The sequence below is a fragment of the Kitasatospora sp. NPDC015120 genome (genome assembly GCF_043080305.1).
Lineage (GTDB): Bacteria > Actinomycetota > Actinomycetes > Streptomycetales > Streptomycetaceae > Kitasatospora.
The window spans coordinates 311,600-324,001 of sequence record NZ_JBIBVJ010000005.1 but is presented as its reverse complement, the minus strand read 5'-3'; the positions used below and the strand labels follow the sequence as shown (position 1 = coordinate 324,001).

The following is a 12,402-nucleotide window of genomic DNA, read 5'->3' as shown; positions in this document are numbered from 1 at the left end:
CGCCGTACGGCCGCGCTGCCCTGGAGCGGGCAGCGCGGCCGTACGGCACCTCTGAAAAACTCAGCTGTCCCGCTTCAGCGCCTCGATCGCGCGCGCGGTGACCTCGTCGACCTTGCCGAGGGCCGGGATCGTGGCGATCAGGCCCTGCTGGCGGTAGTAGTCGATGATCGGCTCGGTCTCCGTGTGGTAGACCTCCAGCCGGGTCCGCACGGCTTCCTCGGTGTCGTCCGAGCGCTGGTACAGCTCACCGCCGCACTCGTCGCAGACGCCCTCGACCTGCGGCGCGTTGTAGTCCACGTGGAAGACGTGGCCGCCGTCGTTGCGGCACAGCCGGCGGCCGGCGATCCGGCGGACGACCTCGTCCTCGGGGACCTCCAGGTCGAGCACGCCGTCGAGCTTGATGCCCTGCTCGGCGAGGAACTCGTCCAGCGCCTTGGCCTGGCCCAGGTTGCGCGGGAAGCCGTCCAGCAGGAAGCCGTTGGCGGCGTCCTCCTGGAGCATGCGGTCCTTGGCCATGCCGATGGTGACCTCGTCGGGCACCAGGCGGCCCGCGTCCATGTAGCTCTTGGCCTCGACGCCCAGCGGGGTGCCCTGGCCGATGTTGGCGCGGAACAGGTCGCCGGTGGAGATGTGGGGGATGGACAGGGTCTTGGCGAGCAGGTGCGCCTGAGTACCCTTCCCGGCCCCGGGGGGTCCGACGAGGACGATACGCATCAGCGGAGGAACCCTTCGTAATTGCGCTGCTGGAGCTGGCTCTCGATCTGCTTCACAGTTTCGAGTCCGACGCCGACGACGATGAGGACGCTGGTGCCGCCGAACGGGAAGTTGGTCTGCTGTCCGAACGCGACGAGGGCGATCATCGGGATCAACGCGATCAGGCCCAGGTAGAGCGAACCCGGCCACGTGATGCGGGTGAGCACGTAGTTCAGGTACTCGGCCGTCGGACGGCCGGCCCGGATACCCGGGATGAACCCACCATACTTCTTCATGTTGTCGGCAACTTCTTCGGGGTTGAAGGAGATGGCGACGTAGAAGAAGGCGAAGAAGACGATCAGCAGGAAGTAGGTGGCCATGTAGATCGGGTGGTCACCGCGCACGAAGTGCTGGTTGATCCACACCGCCCAGCCGGCCTGGCTGTTGGTCAGCTGGACCACGAGGGCCGGGATGTACAGCAGCGACGAGGCGAAGATGACCGGGATGACACCGGCCTGGTTCACCTTGAGCGGGATGTAGGTCGAGGTGCCGCCGAAGGCCCGGCGGCCGATCATCCGCTTCGCGTACTGGACCGGGATCCGGCGCTGGGCCTGCTCGACGAAGATGACGAGCATCACAACGATGACGCCGATCGCGATGACCGAGAAGAACTCGACCCAGCCGCCGCCGATGGTGCCGGACTGCTTGATCGCCCACATCGAGGTGGGGAACTGGGCGGCGATCGAGGTGAAGATCAGCAGCGACATGCCGTTGCCGATGCCGCGGTCGGTGATCAGCTCACCGAGCCACATGATCACCGTGGTGCCGGCGGTCATGGTCAGGACCATGACGGCGATCCGGAACACGCCGGTGTCCGGCACGATCTGGTTGGCGTAGACGCAGCCCGAGAACAGGGCGCCGCTGGACGCGGTCGCCACGATGCCGGTGCCCTGGAGCACCGCCAGCGCGATCGTCAGGTACCGGGTGTACTGGGTGATCTTCGCCTGGCCGGACTGCCCCTCCTTCTTCAGCGCCTCCAGTCGCGGGATCACGACGGTGAGGAGCTGGAGGATGATGCTCGCCGTGATGTACGGCATGATGCCGAGGGCGAAGATCGTCAGCTGGAGCAGGGCTCCGCCGGAGAACAGGTTCACCAGCCCGAAGAGGCCGTTGTTCTTGGTCTCCTTGATGCAGGCGTGAACCGCCTCGAAGTCGACCCCTGGTACGGGAACGTGCGAGCCCAGCCGGAACAGCACCATGATGCCCAGCGTGAACAGCAGCTTCTTGCGCAGGTCGGGCGTCTGGAACGCCCGCGCGAACGCACTGAGCACGGTGCCTCCTGCGCCTCCCGCGCGTCGTCGGCGGGAGGGTCGGTCCTGAATGGGGAGTTTGCGGATCGGGCTCCGTTACAGACGGCACAGGCGAGCCTATGCGCAGCCTACAAGGGAACTCCACGGACTCTAACAGTGCACGGCCGCTCGAAAGAAGCGTGTACCGCCCCTCCCCCACTCACGGGGTACGGGATGCCCGGTTTTGCCACACAAAAGAACGAGGGCCCGGTCGCCGCCGTGCGGACGGCCGCCCGCCGGAGGGTCCGGAAAAAGGCGCGAGCCCCGCGCCTCCCGGAGCGGGAGACGCGGGGCTCGCGGAGTCAGCGGGCTCAGACGAGCTCGGTGACGGTACCGCCGGCGGCGGTGATCTTCTCGGCGGCCGAGCCGGAGACGGCGTCCACCGTCACCTGCAGGGCGACCGAGATCTCGCCGGTGCCGAGCACCTTGACGAGGGAGTTCTTGCGAACCGCGCCCTTGGCGACCAGGTCCTCGACCGTGACCTCGCCACCCTGCGGGTAGAGCTCGGCCAGCTTGTCGAGGTTGACGACCTGGAACGTGATCTTGAACGGGTTCTTGAAGCCCTTCAGCTTCGGCAGGCGCATGTGGAGCGGCATCTGGCCACCCTCGAAGCGCTGCGGAACCTGGTAGCGGGCCTTGGTGCCCTTGGTACCACGACCGGCGGTCTTGCCCTTGGAGCCCTCACCACGACCCACGCGGATCTTGTCGGTCTTGGCACCCGGGGCGGGACGCAGGTTGTGGATCTTGATCGGGTTGTCGCCCATGATCAGTCCACCTCCTCAACCGTCACCAGGTGACGGACCGTGTGGGCCATCCCGCGGATCTCGGGACGGTCCTCCTTCACCACGACGTCGTGCATCCGCTTGAGGCCAAGCGAGCGCAGGGTGTCACGGTGGTTCTGCTTGCTGCCGATGTACGACTTGGTCTGCGTGATCTTCAGGCGAGCCATCAGGCACTCACCCCGGCAGCAGCCCGAGCGCGGAGCAGACCGGCCGGAGCCACGTCCTCAAGCGGCAGACCGCGACGGGCGGCCACCTCCTCGGGGCGCTGGATCTGCTTGAGCGCGGCAACGGTGGCGTGCACGATGTTGATCGCGTTGTCCGAGCCGAGCGACTTCGACAGGATGTCGTGAACGCCGGCGCACTCCAGGACGGCGCGCACCGGGCCACCGGCGATAACACCGGTACCGGGGGCGGCCGGCTTCAGCAGCACGACGCCCGCGGCCTTCTCACCCTGGACGGGGTGAGCGATGGTGCCCTGGATACGGGGGACCTTGAAGAAGTTCTTCTTGGCCTCCTCAACGCCCTTGGCGATGGCGGCCGGAACCTCCTTCGCCTTCCCGTAACCGACACCCACGGTGCCCTCGCCATCGCCCACCACGACCAGCGCGGTGAAGCTGAAGCGACGACCACCCTTGACAACCTTGGCGACACGGTTGATCGCGACGACGCGCTCGACGTAAGCGGTCTTCTCGACGGCGGGGGCGTTGCCCCGGTCGTCGCGCTTACGGTCGCGCCGCTCGCCACCGGTGCCGCCGCCGGCGCCGCTACCGCGGCGCTGGGGTCCAGCCATTGGAATTACCTCTCTCGATTACGTCCGCCGACAGAGTCGACGAGCGGCTTAGAAGTCGAGCCCGGCCTCACGGGCCGCGTCCGCCAGGGCGGCGATGCGGCCGGCGTACCGGTTGCCCGCGCGGTCGAAGACGACCGACTCGATGCCGGCAGCCTTGGCGCGCTCGGCGACCAGGCTTCCGACCTTCTTGGCCAGCTCGGTCTTGTCGCCCTCGGCGCCCTTGATGGACACGTCGAGGGTGGACGCCGACGCCAGGGTGTGACCCTTGGCGTCGTCGATGACCTGGGCGACCATGTGGCGGTTCGAGCGCGTCACGACGAGACGCGGACGCACCTCGGTGCCGACGATGCGCTTGCGAACGCGGATCGCGCGGCGCTTGCGAGCGGCGCTCTTGTAGGCGTTGCCCTTGCCGATCTTGACAGAGACACTCATCGCTTACTTACCACTCTTTCCGACCTTGCGGCGGATGACCTCGCCCGCGTACTTGACACCCTTGGCCTTGTACGGGTCCGGCTTGCGCAGCTTGCGGATGTTCGCGGCGATCTCGCCGACCTTCTGCTTGTCGATGCCGTCCACGTGGAACTTGGTGGGCGACTCGACGACGAAGGAGATGCCCTCCGGCGCGGTGACCAGGATGGGGTGGCTGTAGCCGAGCGAGAACTCCATGTCGGAGCCCTTCGCCGCGACACGGTAACCAACACCGCTGATCTCCAGCGACTTGCGGTAGCCCGCGGTCACGCCGGTGATCATGTTCGCCACCAGCGTGCGGGTCAGGCCGTGCAGGGCCTTCGAGCGACGCTCGTCGTTCGGGCGGGTGACGACAACGGTGCCGTCCTCGCCCTTGCCGATCTCGATCGGCTCAGCGACGACGTGGGTGAGCGAGCCCTTCGGGCCCTTCACCGAGACCGCCTGGCCATCGATGGTGACGTCCACACCAGCGGGAACCTGGATGGGCAGCCGTCCAATGCGCGACATTGCTGTACCTCCCTTTCCCGAATTACCAGACGTAGGCGAGAACTTCTCCGCCTACGCCCTTCTTGGCGGCCTGCTTGTCGGTGAGGAGACCCGAGGACGTGGAGATGATCGCCACGCCCAGGCCGCCGAGCACCTTCGGCAGGTTGGTGGACTTTGCGTAAACGCGCAGACCCGGCTTGCTGATGCGCTTGATGCCGGCGATGGAGCGCTCACGGTTGGGGCCGAACTTGAGCTCGATGGTCAGCTTCTTGCCGACCTCGCCCTCAGCCGGCTCCTCAACCTTGTAGGAGGAGATGTAACCCTCCTGCTGCAGGATCTCGGCGACGTGCGCCTTGATCTTGCTGGCCGGCATCGCCACGGAGTCGTGGTACGCCGAGTTCGCGTTACGCAGACGCGTGAGCATGTCTGCGATGGGGTCGGTCATGGTCATGATGGCCTCAGGCCTCTCTCGCCGTGGTTTCTCCGCGCCAGGTCCCCCTGTCGCACTCCGGGGAGTCCGTCAGGGGCACAAGCGCAGGGGACCTGCGACGTAGTAAGACTGGGATGCGAGCCCTCCCTCGCGGGGAAGGGCCACGGCTGTCCATGGAGACGCCGTGACACGGGGCCCGACCCCACTACCTTACGGGATTCCGTACGGCAGCCCAAAAACGGGCGGTGTGGGATCGGGCACCTCTGTGTCGCTGGTGTGCCTAGGGCTGCTGGATTACCAGGAGCTCTTGGTCACGCCCGGCAGCTCGCCGCGGTGCGCCATCTCACGGAGGCAGACACGGCAGAGGCCGAACTTGCGGTACACCGAGTGCGGACGGCCGCAGCGCTGGCACCGGGTGTACGCCCGGACGCCGAACTTCGGCTTGCGCTCGGACTTCGCGATGAGGGACTTCTTCGCCATTGGCTCACGCCTCCTTGAACGGGAAGCCCAGAGCGCGCAGCAGCGCCCGGCCCTCGTCGTCGGTCTGAGCGGTGGTCACGACGGTGATGTCCATACCGCGCTGACGGTCGACCTTGTCCTGGTCGATCTCGTGGAACATAACCTGCTCGGTCAGACCGAAGGTGTAGTTGCCACGGCCGTCGAACTGCTTCGGGGAGAGGCCACGGAAGTCACGGATGCGCGGCAGGGCCAGCGACACCAGACGGTCCAGGAACTCCCACATGCGGTCACCACGGAGGGTGACGTGCGTGCCGATCGGCTGGCCCTCGCGCAGCTTGAACTGCGCGATGGACTTGCGAGCCTTGGTCACGGCCGGCTTCTGACCGGTGATCGCGGTCAGGTCGCGGATCGCGCCCTCGATCAGCTTGCTGTCACGGGCGGCCTCGCCGACACCCATGTTGACCACGACCTTGACCAGGCCGGGGATCAGCATGACGTTCTCGTACGAGAACTGCTCCTGCAGCTGGCCCTTGATCTCGGAGTTGTAACGCTCCTTGAGGCGGGGGGCCACCTTCTCAACAGTCGTCTCAGACATCAGATGTCCTCACCGGTCCGCTTGGCAACGCGGATCTTGTTGCCCTGGTCGTCGAAGCGGTAACCGACGCGGGTGACGACCTTCTTGCCGTCCTTCTCCACGACCAGCTGGACGTTGGAGACGTGCACCGGGGCCTCGACGGTCACGATGCCACCCTGGGTACCCGGACCGGGCTTGGTGTGCTTCTTGACCCGGTTGACACCCTCGACGAGGACCTTGTTCTCGGCCGGCAGGGCCTGGATGACCTTGCCCTGCTTGCCCTTGTCCTTGCCGGTGATGACCTGGACCAGGTCACCCTTCTTGATCTTCATGCTGTTCGCCATGGGTTAGAGCACCTCCGGCGCCAGCGAGATGATCTTCATGAACTTCTTGTCGCGCAGCTCGCGGCCCACCGGGCCGAAGATGCGGGTACCGCGGGGGTCGCCCTCGGTGTTCTTGAGGACGACGGCGGCGTTCTCGTCGAACCGGATGTAGGAACCGTCCGGACGACGGCGCTCCTTCACGGTGCGGACGACGACGGCCTTGACCACGTCACCCTTCTTCACCGAACCACCGGGGATCGCGTCCTTGACGGTCGCGACGATGACGTCCCCGATGCCGGCGTAGCGGCGACCGGAGCCACCGAGAACACGGATGCAAAGGATTTCCTTGGCACCAGTGTTGTCGGCAACACGCAGTCGCGACTCCTGCTGGATCACAACGTTCTCCTGATCGTCAACGAGAGACGACGGGCCGGCCGCTGCTCACACCGGCGCCCGCGCGGGGCCCGCTGCACATACGGCCGTACCTCATCGGCTTCGTTACTTGGCCTTCTCGAGGATCTCGACGACGCGCCAGCGCTTCGTCGCGGACAGCGGCCGGGTCTCCATGAGGAGGACACGGTCGCCGACACCGCACGCGTTCTGCTCGTCGTGCGCCTTCAGCTTGTTCGTACGGCGGATGACCTTGCCGTACAGAGCGTGCTTGACGCGGTCCTCGACGGCGACGACGACGGTCTTGTCCATCTTGTCGCTGACGACGAGACCCTCACGGGTCTTGCGGAAACCGCGCGTCTCGTTGGTGTTCTCAGTCATCAGGCGTTCTCCACCGTCTCGATGCCCAGCTCGCGCTCGCGCATCAGGGTGTAGATCCGCGCGATGTCCTTGCGGACGAGCTTGAGCCGTCCGTGGTTGTCGAGCTGCCCGGTCGCCGCCTGGAAGCGGAGGTTGAACAGCTCCTCCTTGGCCTCGCGCAGCTTGGCAACGAGCGCCTCGTTGTCCAGCTGGCGGAGGTCAGCAGCCTTGGTAGCGGCCGACATCAGCTCTCACCGTCCTCGCGCCGGACGATCCGGCACTTCATCGGCAGCTTGTGGGCGGCGCGGGTGAGCGCCTCACGAGCAACCTTCTCGTTCGGGTACGACAGCTCGAACATGACCCGACCCGGGTGCACGTTCGCGATCCACCACTCCGGCGAACCCTTACCGGAACCCATGCGGGTCTCGGCCGGCTTCTTGGTCAGCGGGCGGTCCGGGTAGATGTTGATCCAGACCTTGCCACCACGACGGATGTGACGGGTGATCGCGATACGAGCGGACTCGATCTGACGGTTCGTCACGTAGGCCGGGGTCACGGCCTGGATGCCGTACTGGCCGAACGCCAGCTCGGTGCCACCCTTGGAAGCGCCACCGCGCTTCGGGTGGTGCTGCTTGCGGTGCTTGACCCTACGGGGGATCAGCATTGGGGTCAGGCCTCCGTTCCGGTGTTCTCGGCAGCCGGAGCCTCAGCGGCGACCGGGGCCTGGGCCTCGGCAGCAGCGGGACGACGGCCGCGGCCACCGCGCTCGCCACCACGGCGCTCGCCACCGCGGGCGGGACGACCACCCTCGGGACGGGCCGGGCGGTTGCCCGAGCGGGCAGCGGCGTTCTCAGCGCGGACCTCGGCGATGTTCTTGACGTCGCCCTTGTAGATCCAGACCTTCACGCCGATGCGGCCGAAGGTGGTCTTGGCCTCGAAGAAGCCGTAGTCGACGTTCGCGCGCAGGGTGTGCAGCGGCACACGGCCCTCGCGGTAGAACTCCGAACGGCTCATCTCGGCGCCGCCGAGACGACCGGAGCACTGGACCTTGATGCCCTTGGCGCCGGACTTCATGGTGCCCTGCATCGACTTGCGCATGGCACGGCGGAAGGAGACGCGGGAGGACAGCTGCTCCGCGACGCCCTGAGCCACGAGCTGGGCGTCCAGCTCGGGGTTCTTGACCTCAAGGATGTTCAGCTGGACCTGCTTGCCGGTCAGCTTCTCCAGGTCGCCGCGGATGCGGTCGGCCTCGGTGCCGCGGCGGCCGATGACGATGCCGGGGCGAGCGGTGTGGATGTCGACGCGGACGCGGTCGCGGGTGCGCTCGATCTCGACCTTGGAGATGCCGGCGCGCTCCATGCCCTTCGTCATCATGCGACGAATGGCGACGTCTTCCTTGACGTAGTCCTTGTACAGCTTGTCGGCGTACCAGCGGGACTTGAAGTCCGTGCTGATGCCGAGGCGGAACCCGTGCGGGTTAACCTTCTGGCCCATTACCGGGTCCCTTCCTTGCTGCTGACGACCACGGTGATGTGGCTGGTCCGCTTGCGGATCCGGTAGGCACGGCCCTGGGCGCGCGGACGGAACCGCTTCAGGGTCGGGCCCTCGTCAACGTACGCCTCGGAGATGTAGAGGTCGTCCACGTTGGAGTGGTTGTAGTTGTGCGCGGCGTTGGCAATGGCGCTGTCGAGCACCTTGCCGACCGGCACGGTGGCGGCCTGCGGAGCGAAACGCAGGACCGCCTGGGCCTCCGTGGCCGGCAGGCCGCGGATGAGGTCCACCACGCGGCGGGCCTTCATGGGCGTCACGCGGATGTACCGCGCCTGAGCCCTGGCTTCCATGGTTGTCCCCTTAATGGAGTAAGTCATTGAGTCTTTTTGGCGCGCAAGCTCAGGCTTAGCGACGCTTCGACTTCCGGTCTTCCTTCACGTGACCACGGAAGGTGCGGGTCGGAGCGAACTCGCCGAGCTTGTGGCCGACCATCGACTCGGTGACGAACACCGGGACGTGCTTGCGGCCATCGTGAACCGCGATCGTGTGACCGAGCATGCTCGGGGAGATCACGGAACGACGGGACCAGGTCTTGATGACGTTCTGGGTACCCGCCTCGTTCTGAGCGTCCACCTTCTTGATGAGGTGGCCGTCGATGAAGGGGCCCTTCTTGAGACTGCGCGGCATCTGACCTGCTCCTAGCGCTTCTTGTTGGTCTTGCGGCGGCGCACGATGAGCTTGTCCGACGCCTTGTTCGGGCGACGGGTACGGCCCTCGGGCTTACCCCACGGCGAGACCGGGTGGCGACCACCGGAGGTCTTACCCTCACCACCACCGTGCGGGTGGTCGATCGGGTTCATGGCGACACCACGCACGGTCGGGCGGACGCCCTTCCAGCGCATGCGGCCGGCCTTGCCCCAGTTGATGTTCGACTGCTCGGCGTTGCCGACCTCGCCGACGGTCGCGCGGCAGCGCGCGTCCACCAGGCGGATCTCGCCCGAGGGCATGCGCAGGTGCGCCATCTTGCCCTCACGCGCCAGCAGCTGGATGCCGGAACCGGCCGAGCGGGCCAGCTTGGCACCGCCGCCGGGACGCAGCTCCACCGCGTGGATGGTGGTACCGACCGGGATGTTGCGCAGCGGCAGGTTGTTGCCCGGCTTGATGTCGGCGCCAGCGCCGTTCTCGATCCGGTCACCCTGCGCGATGCCGCGCGGCGCGATGATGTAGCGCTTCTCGCCGTCCGCGTAGTGCAGGAGCGCGATGCGCGCGGTGCGGTTCGGGTCGTACTCGATGTGCGCGACCTTGGCCGGCACGCCGTCCTTGTCGTGACGACGGAAGTCGATCACGCGGTAGGCGCGCTTGTGACCGCCACCCTGGTGGCGAGCGGTGACACGACCGGCGTTGTTACGGCCGCCCTTGCTGTGCAGGGGGCGAACCAGCGACTTCTCCGGCGTGGACCGCGTGATTTCGACGAAGTCGGCCACGCTGGAGCCACGACGGCCCGGCGTAGTCGGCTTGTACTTGCGGATACCCATTTTCGTCCTCGTCTTGATCGACGATCACGGCCTCCGTCAGGAGGTCGGACCACCGAAGATGTCGATGCGGTTGCCCTCGGCCAGCGTCACGATGGCGCGCTTGGTGTCCTTGCGCTTGCCGAAACCCGTCTTGGAGCGCTTGCGCTTGCCCTGACGGTTGATCGTGTTGACAGCCTCGACCTTGACCGAGAAGACCGCCTCGACGGCCTGCTTGATCTGGGTCTTGTTGGCGCCCGGCGACACGATGAACGTGTACTTGTTCTCGTCGAGAAGGCTGTAGCTCTTCTCGGAGATGACCGGCTTCACCAGGACGTCACGGGGGTCCGTGAACGTCTTGCTCGTAACGTCGCTCATCAGGCGGCGCTCCCTTCGAGCTCGCCCTCAGCGGCAACGGCCTTGGCGGACGCGGCCGGACCGGCCACGAAACGCTCGAAGGCGGCCTGGGTGAAGACCACATCGTCGGAGACGAGCACGTCGTAGGTGTTCAGCTGACCGGCGTCCAGGATGTGGACGTTCGGCAGGTTGCGAGCGGACTTCAGGCCCAGCTCGTCCGCACGCTCGACGACCAGGAGGACGTTCTTGCGCTCGGTGATCTTGCCGAACAGGCTCTTGGCGGCCTTGGTCGACGGCGCCTCGGTCGCGGTCACGCCGGTGACGACGTGGATGCGGTTGTGGCGGGCCCGGTCGGTGAGCGCACCGCGCAGGGCGGCGGCGATCATCTTCTTCGGGGTCCGCTGCGAGTAGTCGCGCGGCACGGGACCGTGCACGACGCCACCGCCGGCGAACTGCGGCGCACGGGTCGAGCCCTGACGGGCGCGGCCGGTGCCCTTCTGGCGGTACGGCTTCTTGCCGCCGCCACGGACCTCGCCGCGAGTCTTGGTCTTGTGGGTGCCCTGACGGGCCGCAGCGAGCTGCGCCACGACGACCTGGTGCATCAGCGGAACGCTGACCTTCGCGTCGAAGATCTCGGCCGGCAGCTCGATGCTGCCGGTCTTGTCGCCAGCCGGCGACAGGATGTCAATGGTGCTCATATCCTTCACAGCCCCTTCGCCGCGGTGCGGACGAGGACGAGGCCGCCGTTCGGGCCCGGGACGGCGCCCTTGATGAGCAGCAGACCCTTCTCCGCGTCGACCGCGTGCACGGTCAGGTTCTGGGTGGTCACACGCTCGTGGCCCATCCGACCCGCCATGCGCAGGCCCTTGAACACGCGGCCCGGGGTGGCGCAGCCACCGATGGAACCGGGCGAGCGGTGCTTGCGCTGGGTGCCGTGACCGGCGCCGAGGCCCTTGAAGTTGTGACGCTTCATGACACCGGCGAAGCCCTTGCCCTTGGAGGTGCCGGTCACGTCGACCTTGACACCCGCCTCGAACAGCTCGGCGGTGATCTCCTGGCCCAGGGTGTACTCGGAGGCGTCCGAGGTACGGATCTCGACCAGGTGGCGGCGCGGGGTGACACCGGCCTTGGCGAAGTGACCCGCGAGGGGCTTGTTCACCTTGCGGGGGTCGATCTCGCCGAAGCCGAGCTGGACGGCGCTGTAGCCGGCCGCGCTGTCGGCGGTGTGGACCTGGGTCACGACATTCGGCCCGGCCTTGACGACGGTCACCGGGACGACCCGGTTGTTCTCGTCCCAGACCTGGGTCATGCCGAGCTTCTCGCCCAGGATGCCCTTAATCTGCTTAGCCATCTTCGGTGCGCCTCTCAGAGCTTGATCTCGATGTCGACACCAGCCGGCAGGTCGAGACGCATCAGCGAGTCAACCGTCTTCGGCGTGGGGTCGAGGATGTCGATCAGACGCTTGTGAGTGCGCATCTCGAAGTGCTCGCGCGAGTCCTTGTACTTGTGCGGCGAGCGGATGACGCAGTACACGTTCTTCTCAGTGGGCAGCGGCACCGGGCCCGCGACCTGCGCACCAGTACGGATCACCGTCTCGACGATCTTCTTCGCCGAGGAGTCGATGACCTCGTGGTCGTAGGCCTTGAGCCGGATGCGGATCTTCTGTCCCGCCATGGCTACTTTGTAGTCCTTTGTCCTAATCACTGCACGACCCCCGCTCCGACCCCCGCGCTCGGGCGTGTCGCACTCGCGCTTGCAAAAAACCGGCGATGGACTCGTCGGTTTCGAACTTTCGGGGTGGGGGGAGCCGGGTCGAGGCCCCGCACACGCTTCCCGGAAGATTCCCGTACGTCCGCCCCGCAGCTGCCGTGGCGTAACACTCACGCTTGACGGCCATCACGGGAACGACGAGTACGTGGGACTCGCTTCCGGTCCTCCC

At 66.6% G+C, this 12,402-nt stretch carries 23 protein-coding genes; all 23 read right to left on the bottom strand.

Going from position 1 to position 12,402, the window contains the following annotated elements; all coding sequences use genetic code 11:
- Nucleotides 1-60: 60 nt before the first annotated feature.
- Nucleotides 61-714 (bottom strand): adenylate kinase, encoded by a 654-nt coding sequence (locus tag ACF1AK_RS15685; protein WP_391499316.1) that lies wholly within the window; start codon nt 712-714, stop codon nt 61-63.
- Nucleotides 714-2,024, bottom strand: coding sequence for a preprotein translocase subunit SecY (gene secY, locus ACF1AK_RS15680; RefSeq protein WP_391499315.1), 1,311 nt, complete (start codon nt 2,022-2,024; stop codon nt 714-716). Before secY ends, ACF1AK_RS15685 begins: the two co-directional genes overlap by 1 nt.
- Nucleotides 2,025-2,353: 329 nt before the next feature.
- Entirely contained in the window at nt 2,354-2,806 is a 453-nt protein-coding gene (gene rplO / locus ACF1AK_RS15675; protein WP_255752515.1) for a 50S ribosomal protein L15, read from the bottom strand.
- Between the two features lie 2 nt (nt 2,807-2,808).
- Nucleotides 2,809-2,991: a 50S ribosomal protein L30 gene (rpmD, locus tag ACF1AK_RS15670; RefSeq protein WP_030055835.1), complete on the bottom strand. Its 183-nt coding sequence runs from the start codon at nt 2,989-2,991 to the stop codon at nt 2,809-2,811.
- A complete protein-coding gene (gene rpsE / locus ACF1AK_RS15665) occupies nt 2,991-3,614 on the bottom strand; it encodes a 30S ribosomal protein S5 (protein WP_350542294.1) in 624 nt (207 codons plus the stop codon). The genes rpmD and rpsE overlap by 1 nt, the downstream gene beginning before the upstream one ends.
- A 48-nt stretch (nt 3,615-3,662) precedes the next feature.
- Complete coding sequence (gene rplR / locus ACF1AK_RS15660) at nt 3,663-4,046, bottom strand: 50S ribosomal protein L18 (protein ID WP_350542295.1); 384 nt, start codon at nt 4,044-4,046, stop codon at nt 3,663-3,665.
- 3 nt (nt 4,047-4,049) lie between these two features.
- Entirely contained in the window at nt 4,050-4,589 is a 540-nt protein-coding gene (rplF, locus tag ACF1AK_RS15655) for a 50S ribosomal protein L6 (protein ID WP_350542296.1), read from the bottom strand.
- Nucleotides 4,590-4,611: 22 nt separating this feature from the next.
- On the bottom strand, nt 4,612-5,019 hold the full coding sequence (gene rpsH, locus ACF1AK_RS15650; protein WP_238862988.1) for a 30S ribosomal protein S8: 408 nt from the start codon (nt 5,017-5,019) through the stop codon (nt 4,612-4,614).
- A 273-nt stretch (nt 5,020-5,292) separates the two neighbouring features.
- Complete coding sequence (locus ACF1AK_RS15645; RefSeq protein ID WP_030055830.1) at nt 5,293-5,478, bottom strand: type Z 30S ribosomal protein S14; 186 nt, start codon at nt 5,476-5,478, stop codon at nt 5,293-5,295.
- Between the two features lie 4 nt (nt 5,479-5,482).
- On the bottom strand, nt 5,483-6,052 hold the full coding sequence (gene rplE / locus ACF1AK_RS15640) for a 50S ribosomal protein L5 (RefSeq protein WP_030280779.1): 570 nt from the start codon (nt 6,050-6,052) through the stop codon (nt 5,483-5,485).
- Complete coding sequence (gene rplX, locus ACF1AK_RS15635) at nt 6,052-6,363, bottom strand: 50S ribosomal protein L24 (protein ID WP_270151185.1); 312 nt, start codon at nt 6,361-6,363, stop codon at nt 6,052-6,054. Before rplX ends, rplE begins: the two co-directional genes overlap by 1 nt.
- A 15-nt stretch (nt 6,364-6,378) precedes the next feature.
- On the bottom strand, nt 6,379-6,750 hold the full coding sequence (rplN, locus tag ACF1AK_RS15630) for a 50S ribosomal protein L14 (RefSeq protein ID WP_196949334.1): 372 nt from the start codon (nt 6,748-6,750) through the stop codon (nt 6,379-6,381).
- Nucleotides 6,751-6,852: 102 nt separating this feature from the next.
- A complete protein-coding gene (gene rpsQ, locus ACF1AK_RS15625; RefSeq protein WP_014136278.1) occupies nt 6,853-7,125 on the bottom strand; it encodes a 30S ribosomal protein S17 in 273 nt (90 codons plus the stop codon).
- On the bottom strand, nt 7,125-7,349 hold the full coding sequence (rpmC, locus tag ACF1AK_RS15620) for a 50S ribosomal protein L29 (protein WP_209414070.1): 225 nt from the start codon (nt 7,347-7,349) through the stop codon (nt 7,125-7,127). Before rpmC ends, rpsQ begins: the two co-directional genes overlap by 1 nt.
- Nucleotides 7,349-7,768, bottom strand: a complete 420-nt coding sequence (gene rplP / locus ACF1AK_RS15615) for a 50S ribosomal protein L16 (RefSeq protein WP_391499314.1) — start codon at nt 7,766-7,768, stop codon at nt 7,349-7,351. The genes rpmC and rplP overlap by 1 nt, the downstream gene beginning before the upstream one ends.
- A 5-nt stretch (nt 7,769-7,773) precedes the next feature.
- Nucleotides 7,774-8,598, bottom strand: a complete 825-nt coding sequence (rpsC, locus tag ACF1AK_RS15610) for a 30S ribosomal protein S3 (protein WP_030232473.1) — start codon at nt 8,596-8,598, stop codon at nt 7,774-7,776.
- Nucleotides 8,598-8,945: a 50S ribosomal protein L22 gene (rplV, locus tag ACF1AK_RS15605; protein WP_095874452.1), complete on the bottom strand. Its 348-nt coding sequence runs from the start codon at nt 8,943-8,945 to the stop codon at nt 8,598-8,600. The genes rpsC and rplV overlap by 1 nt, the downstream gene beginning before the upstream one ends.
- A gap of 55 nt (nt 8,946-9,000) precedes the next feature.
- Nucleotides 9,001-9,282: a 30S ribosomal protein S19 gene (gene rpsS, locus ACF1AK_RS15600; protein WP_030280772.1), complete on the bottom strand. Its 282-nt coding sequence runs from the start codon at nt 9,280-9,282 to the stop codon at nt 9,001-9,003.
- A gap of 11 nt (nt 9,283-9,293) precedes the next feature.
- Entirely contained in the window at nt 9,294-10,130 is an 837-nt protein-coding gene (gene rplB / locus ACF1AK_RS15595) for a 50S ribosomal protein L2 (protein WP_030232466.1), read from the bottom strand.
- Nucleotides 10,131-10,166: 36 nt separating this feature from the next.
- Nucleotides 10,167-10,484: a 50S ribosomal protein L23 gene (gene rplW, locus ACF1AK_RS15590; RefSeq protein ID WP_030300381.1), complete on the bottom strand. Its 318-nt coding sequence runs from the start codon at nt 10,482-10,484 to the stop codon at nt 10,167-10,169.
- Nucleotides 10,484-11,161 carry a 50S ribosomal protein L4 gene (gene rplD / locus ACF1AK_RS15585; RefSeq protein ID WP_207810336.1) on the bottom strand — a complete coding sequence of 226 codons (678 nt, stop codon included), beginning with the start codon at nt 11,159-11,161 and terminating at the stop codon, nt 10,484-10,486. Before rplD ends, rplW begins: the two co-directional genes overlap by 1 nt.
- Nucleotides 11,162-11,166: 5 nt before the next feature.
- Nucleotides 11,167-11,814, bottom strand: coding sequence for a 50S ribosomal protein L3 (gene rplC, locus ACF1AK_RS15580; RefSeq protein WP_030280762.1), 648 nt, complete (start codon nt 11,812-11,814; stop codon nt 11,167-11,169).
- Nucleotides 11,815-11,828: 14 nt separating this feature from the next.
- Nucleotides 11,829-12,137, bottom strand: a complete 309-nt coding sequence (gene rpsJ / locus ACF1AK_RS15575) for a 30S ribosomal protein S10 (RefSeq protein ID WP_012785157.1) — start codon at nt 12,135-12,137, stop codon at nt 11,829-11,831.
- Nucleotides 12,138-12,402: the final 265 nt, after the last annotated feature.

Bases quoted from the DNA above. Each gene is read 5' to 3' on its own strand.
- ACF1AK_RS15685 (WP_391499316.1), bottom strand. From the start codon at position 714: ATGCGTATCGTCCTCGTCGGACCCCCCGGGGCCGGGAAGGGTACTCAG.
- rplO (WP_255752515.1), bottom strand. From the start codon at position 2,806: ATGGGCGACAACCCGATCAAGATCCACAACCTGCGTCCCGCCCCGGGT.
- rpmD (WP_030055835.1), bottom strand. From the start codon at position 2,991: ATGGCTCGCCTGAAGATCACGCAGACCAAGTCGTACATCGGCAGCAAG.
- rpsE (WP_350542294.1), bottom strand. From the start codon at position 3,614: ATGGCTGGACCCCAGCGCCGCGGTAGCGGCGCCGGCGGCGGCACCGGT.
- rplR (WP_350542295.1), bottom strand. From the start codon at position 4,046: ATGAGTGTCTCTGTCAAGATCGGCAAGGGCAACGCCTACAAGAGCGCC.
- rplF (WP_350542296.1), bottom strand. From the start codon at position 4,589: ATGTCGCGCATTGGACGGCTGCCCATCCAGGTTCCCGCTGGTGTGGAC.
- rpsH (WP_238862988.1), bottom strand. From the start codon at position 5,019: ATGACCATGACCGACCCCATCGCAGACATGCTCACGCGTCTGCGTAAC.
- ACF1AK_RS15645 (WP_030055830.1), bottom strand. From the start codon at position 5,478: ATGGCGAAGAAGTCCCTCATCGCGAAGTCCGAGCGCAAGCCGAAGTTC.
- rplE (WP_030280779.1), bottom strand. From the start codon at position 6,052: ATGTCTGAGACGACTGTTGAGAAGGTGGCCCCCCGCCTCAAGGAGCGT.
- rplX (WP_270151185.1), bottom strand. From the start codon at position 6,363: ATGAAGATCAAGAAGGGTGACCTGGTCCAGGTCATCACCGGCAAGGAC.
- rpsQ (WP_014136278.1), bottom strand. From the start codon at position 7,125: ATGACTGAGAACACCAACGAGACGCGCGGTTTCCGCAAGACCCGTGAG.
- rpmC (WP_209414070.1), bottom strand. From the start codon at position 7,349: ATGTCGGCCGCTACCAAGGCTGCTGACCTCCGCCAGCTGGACAACGAG.
- rplP (WP_391499314.1), bottom strand. From the start codon at position 7,768: ATGCTGATCCCCCGTAGGGTCAAGCACCGCAAGCAGCACCACCCGAAG.
- rpsC (WP_030232473.1), bottom strand. From the start codon at position 8,598: ATGGGCCAGAAGGTTAACCCGCACGGGTTCCGCCTCGGCATCAGCACG.
- rplV (WP_095874452.1), bottom strand. From the start codon at position 8,945: ATGGAAGCCAGGGCTCAGGCGCGGTACATCCGCGTGACGCCCATGAAG.
- rpsS (WP_030280772.1), bottom strand. From the start codon at position 9,282: ATGCCGCGCAGTCTCAAGAAGGGCCCCTTCATCGACGGCCACCTCATC.
- rplB (WP_030232466.1), bottom strand. From the start codon at position 10,130: ATGGGTATCCGCAAGTACAAGCCGACTACGCCGGGCCGTCGTGGCTCC.
- rplW (WP_030300381.1), bottom strand. From the start codon at position 10,484: ATGAGCGACGTTACGAGCAAGACGTTCACGGACCCCCGTGACGTCCTG.
- rplD (WP_207810336.1), bottom strand. From the start codon at position 11,161: ATGAGCACCATTGACATCCTGTCGCCGGCTGGCGACAAGACCGGCAGC.
- rplC (WP_030280762.1), bottom strand. From the start codon at position 11,814: ATGGCTAAGCAGATTAAGGGCATCCTGGGCGAGAAGCTCGGCATGACC.
- rpsJ (WP_012785157.1), bottom strand. From the start codon at position 12,137: ATGGCGGGACAGAAGATCCGCATCCGGCTCAAGGCCTACGACCACGAG.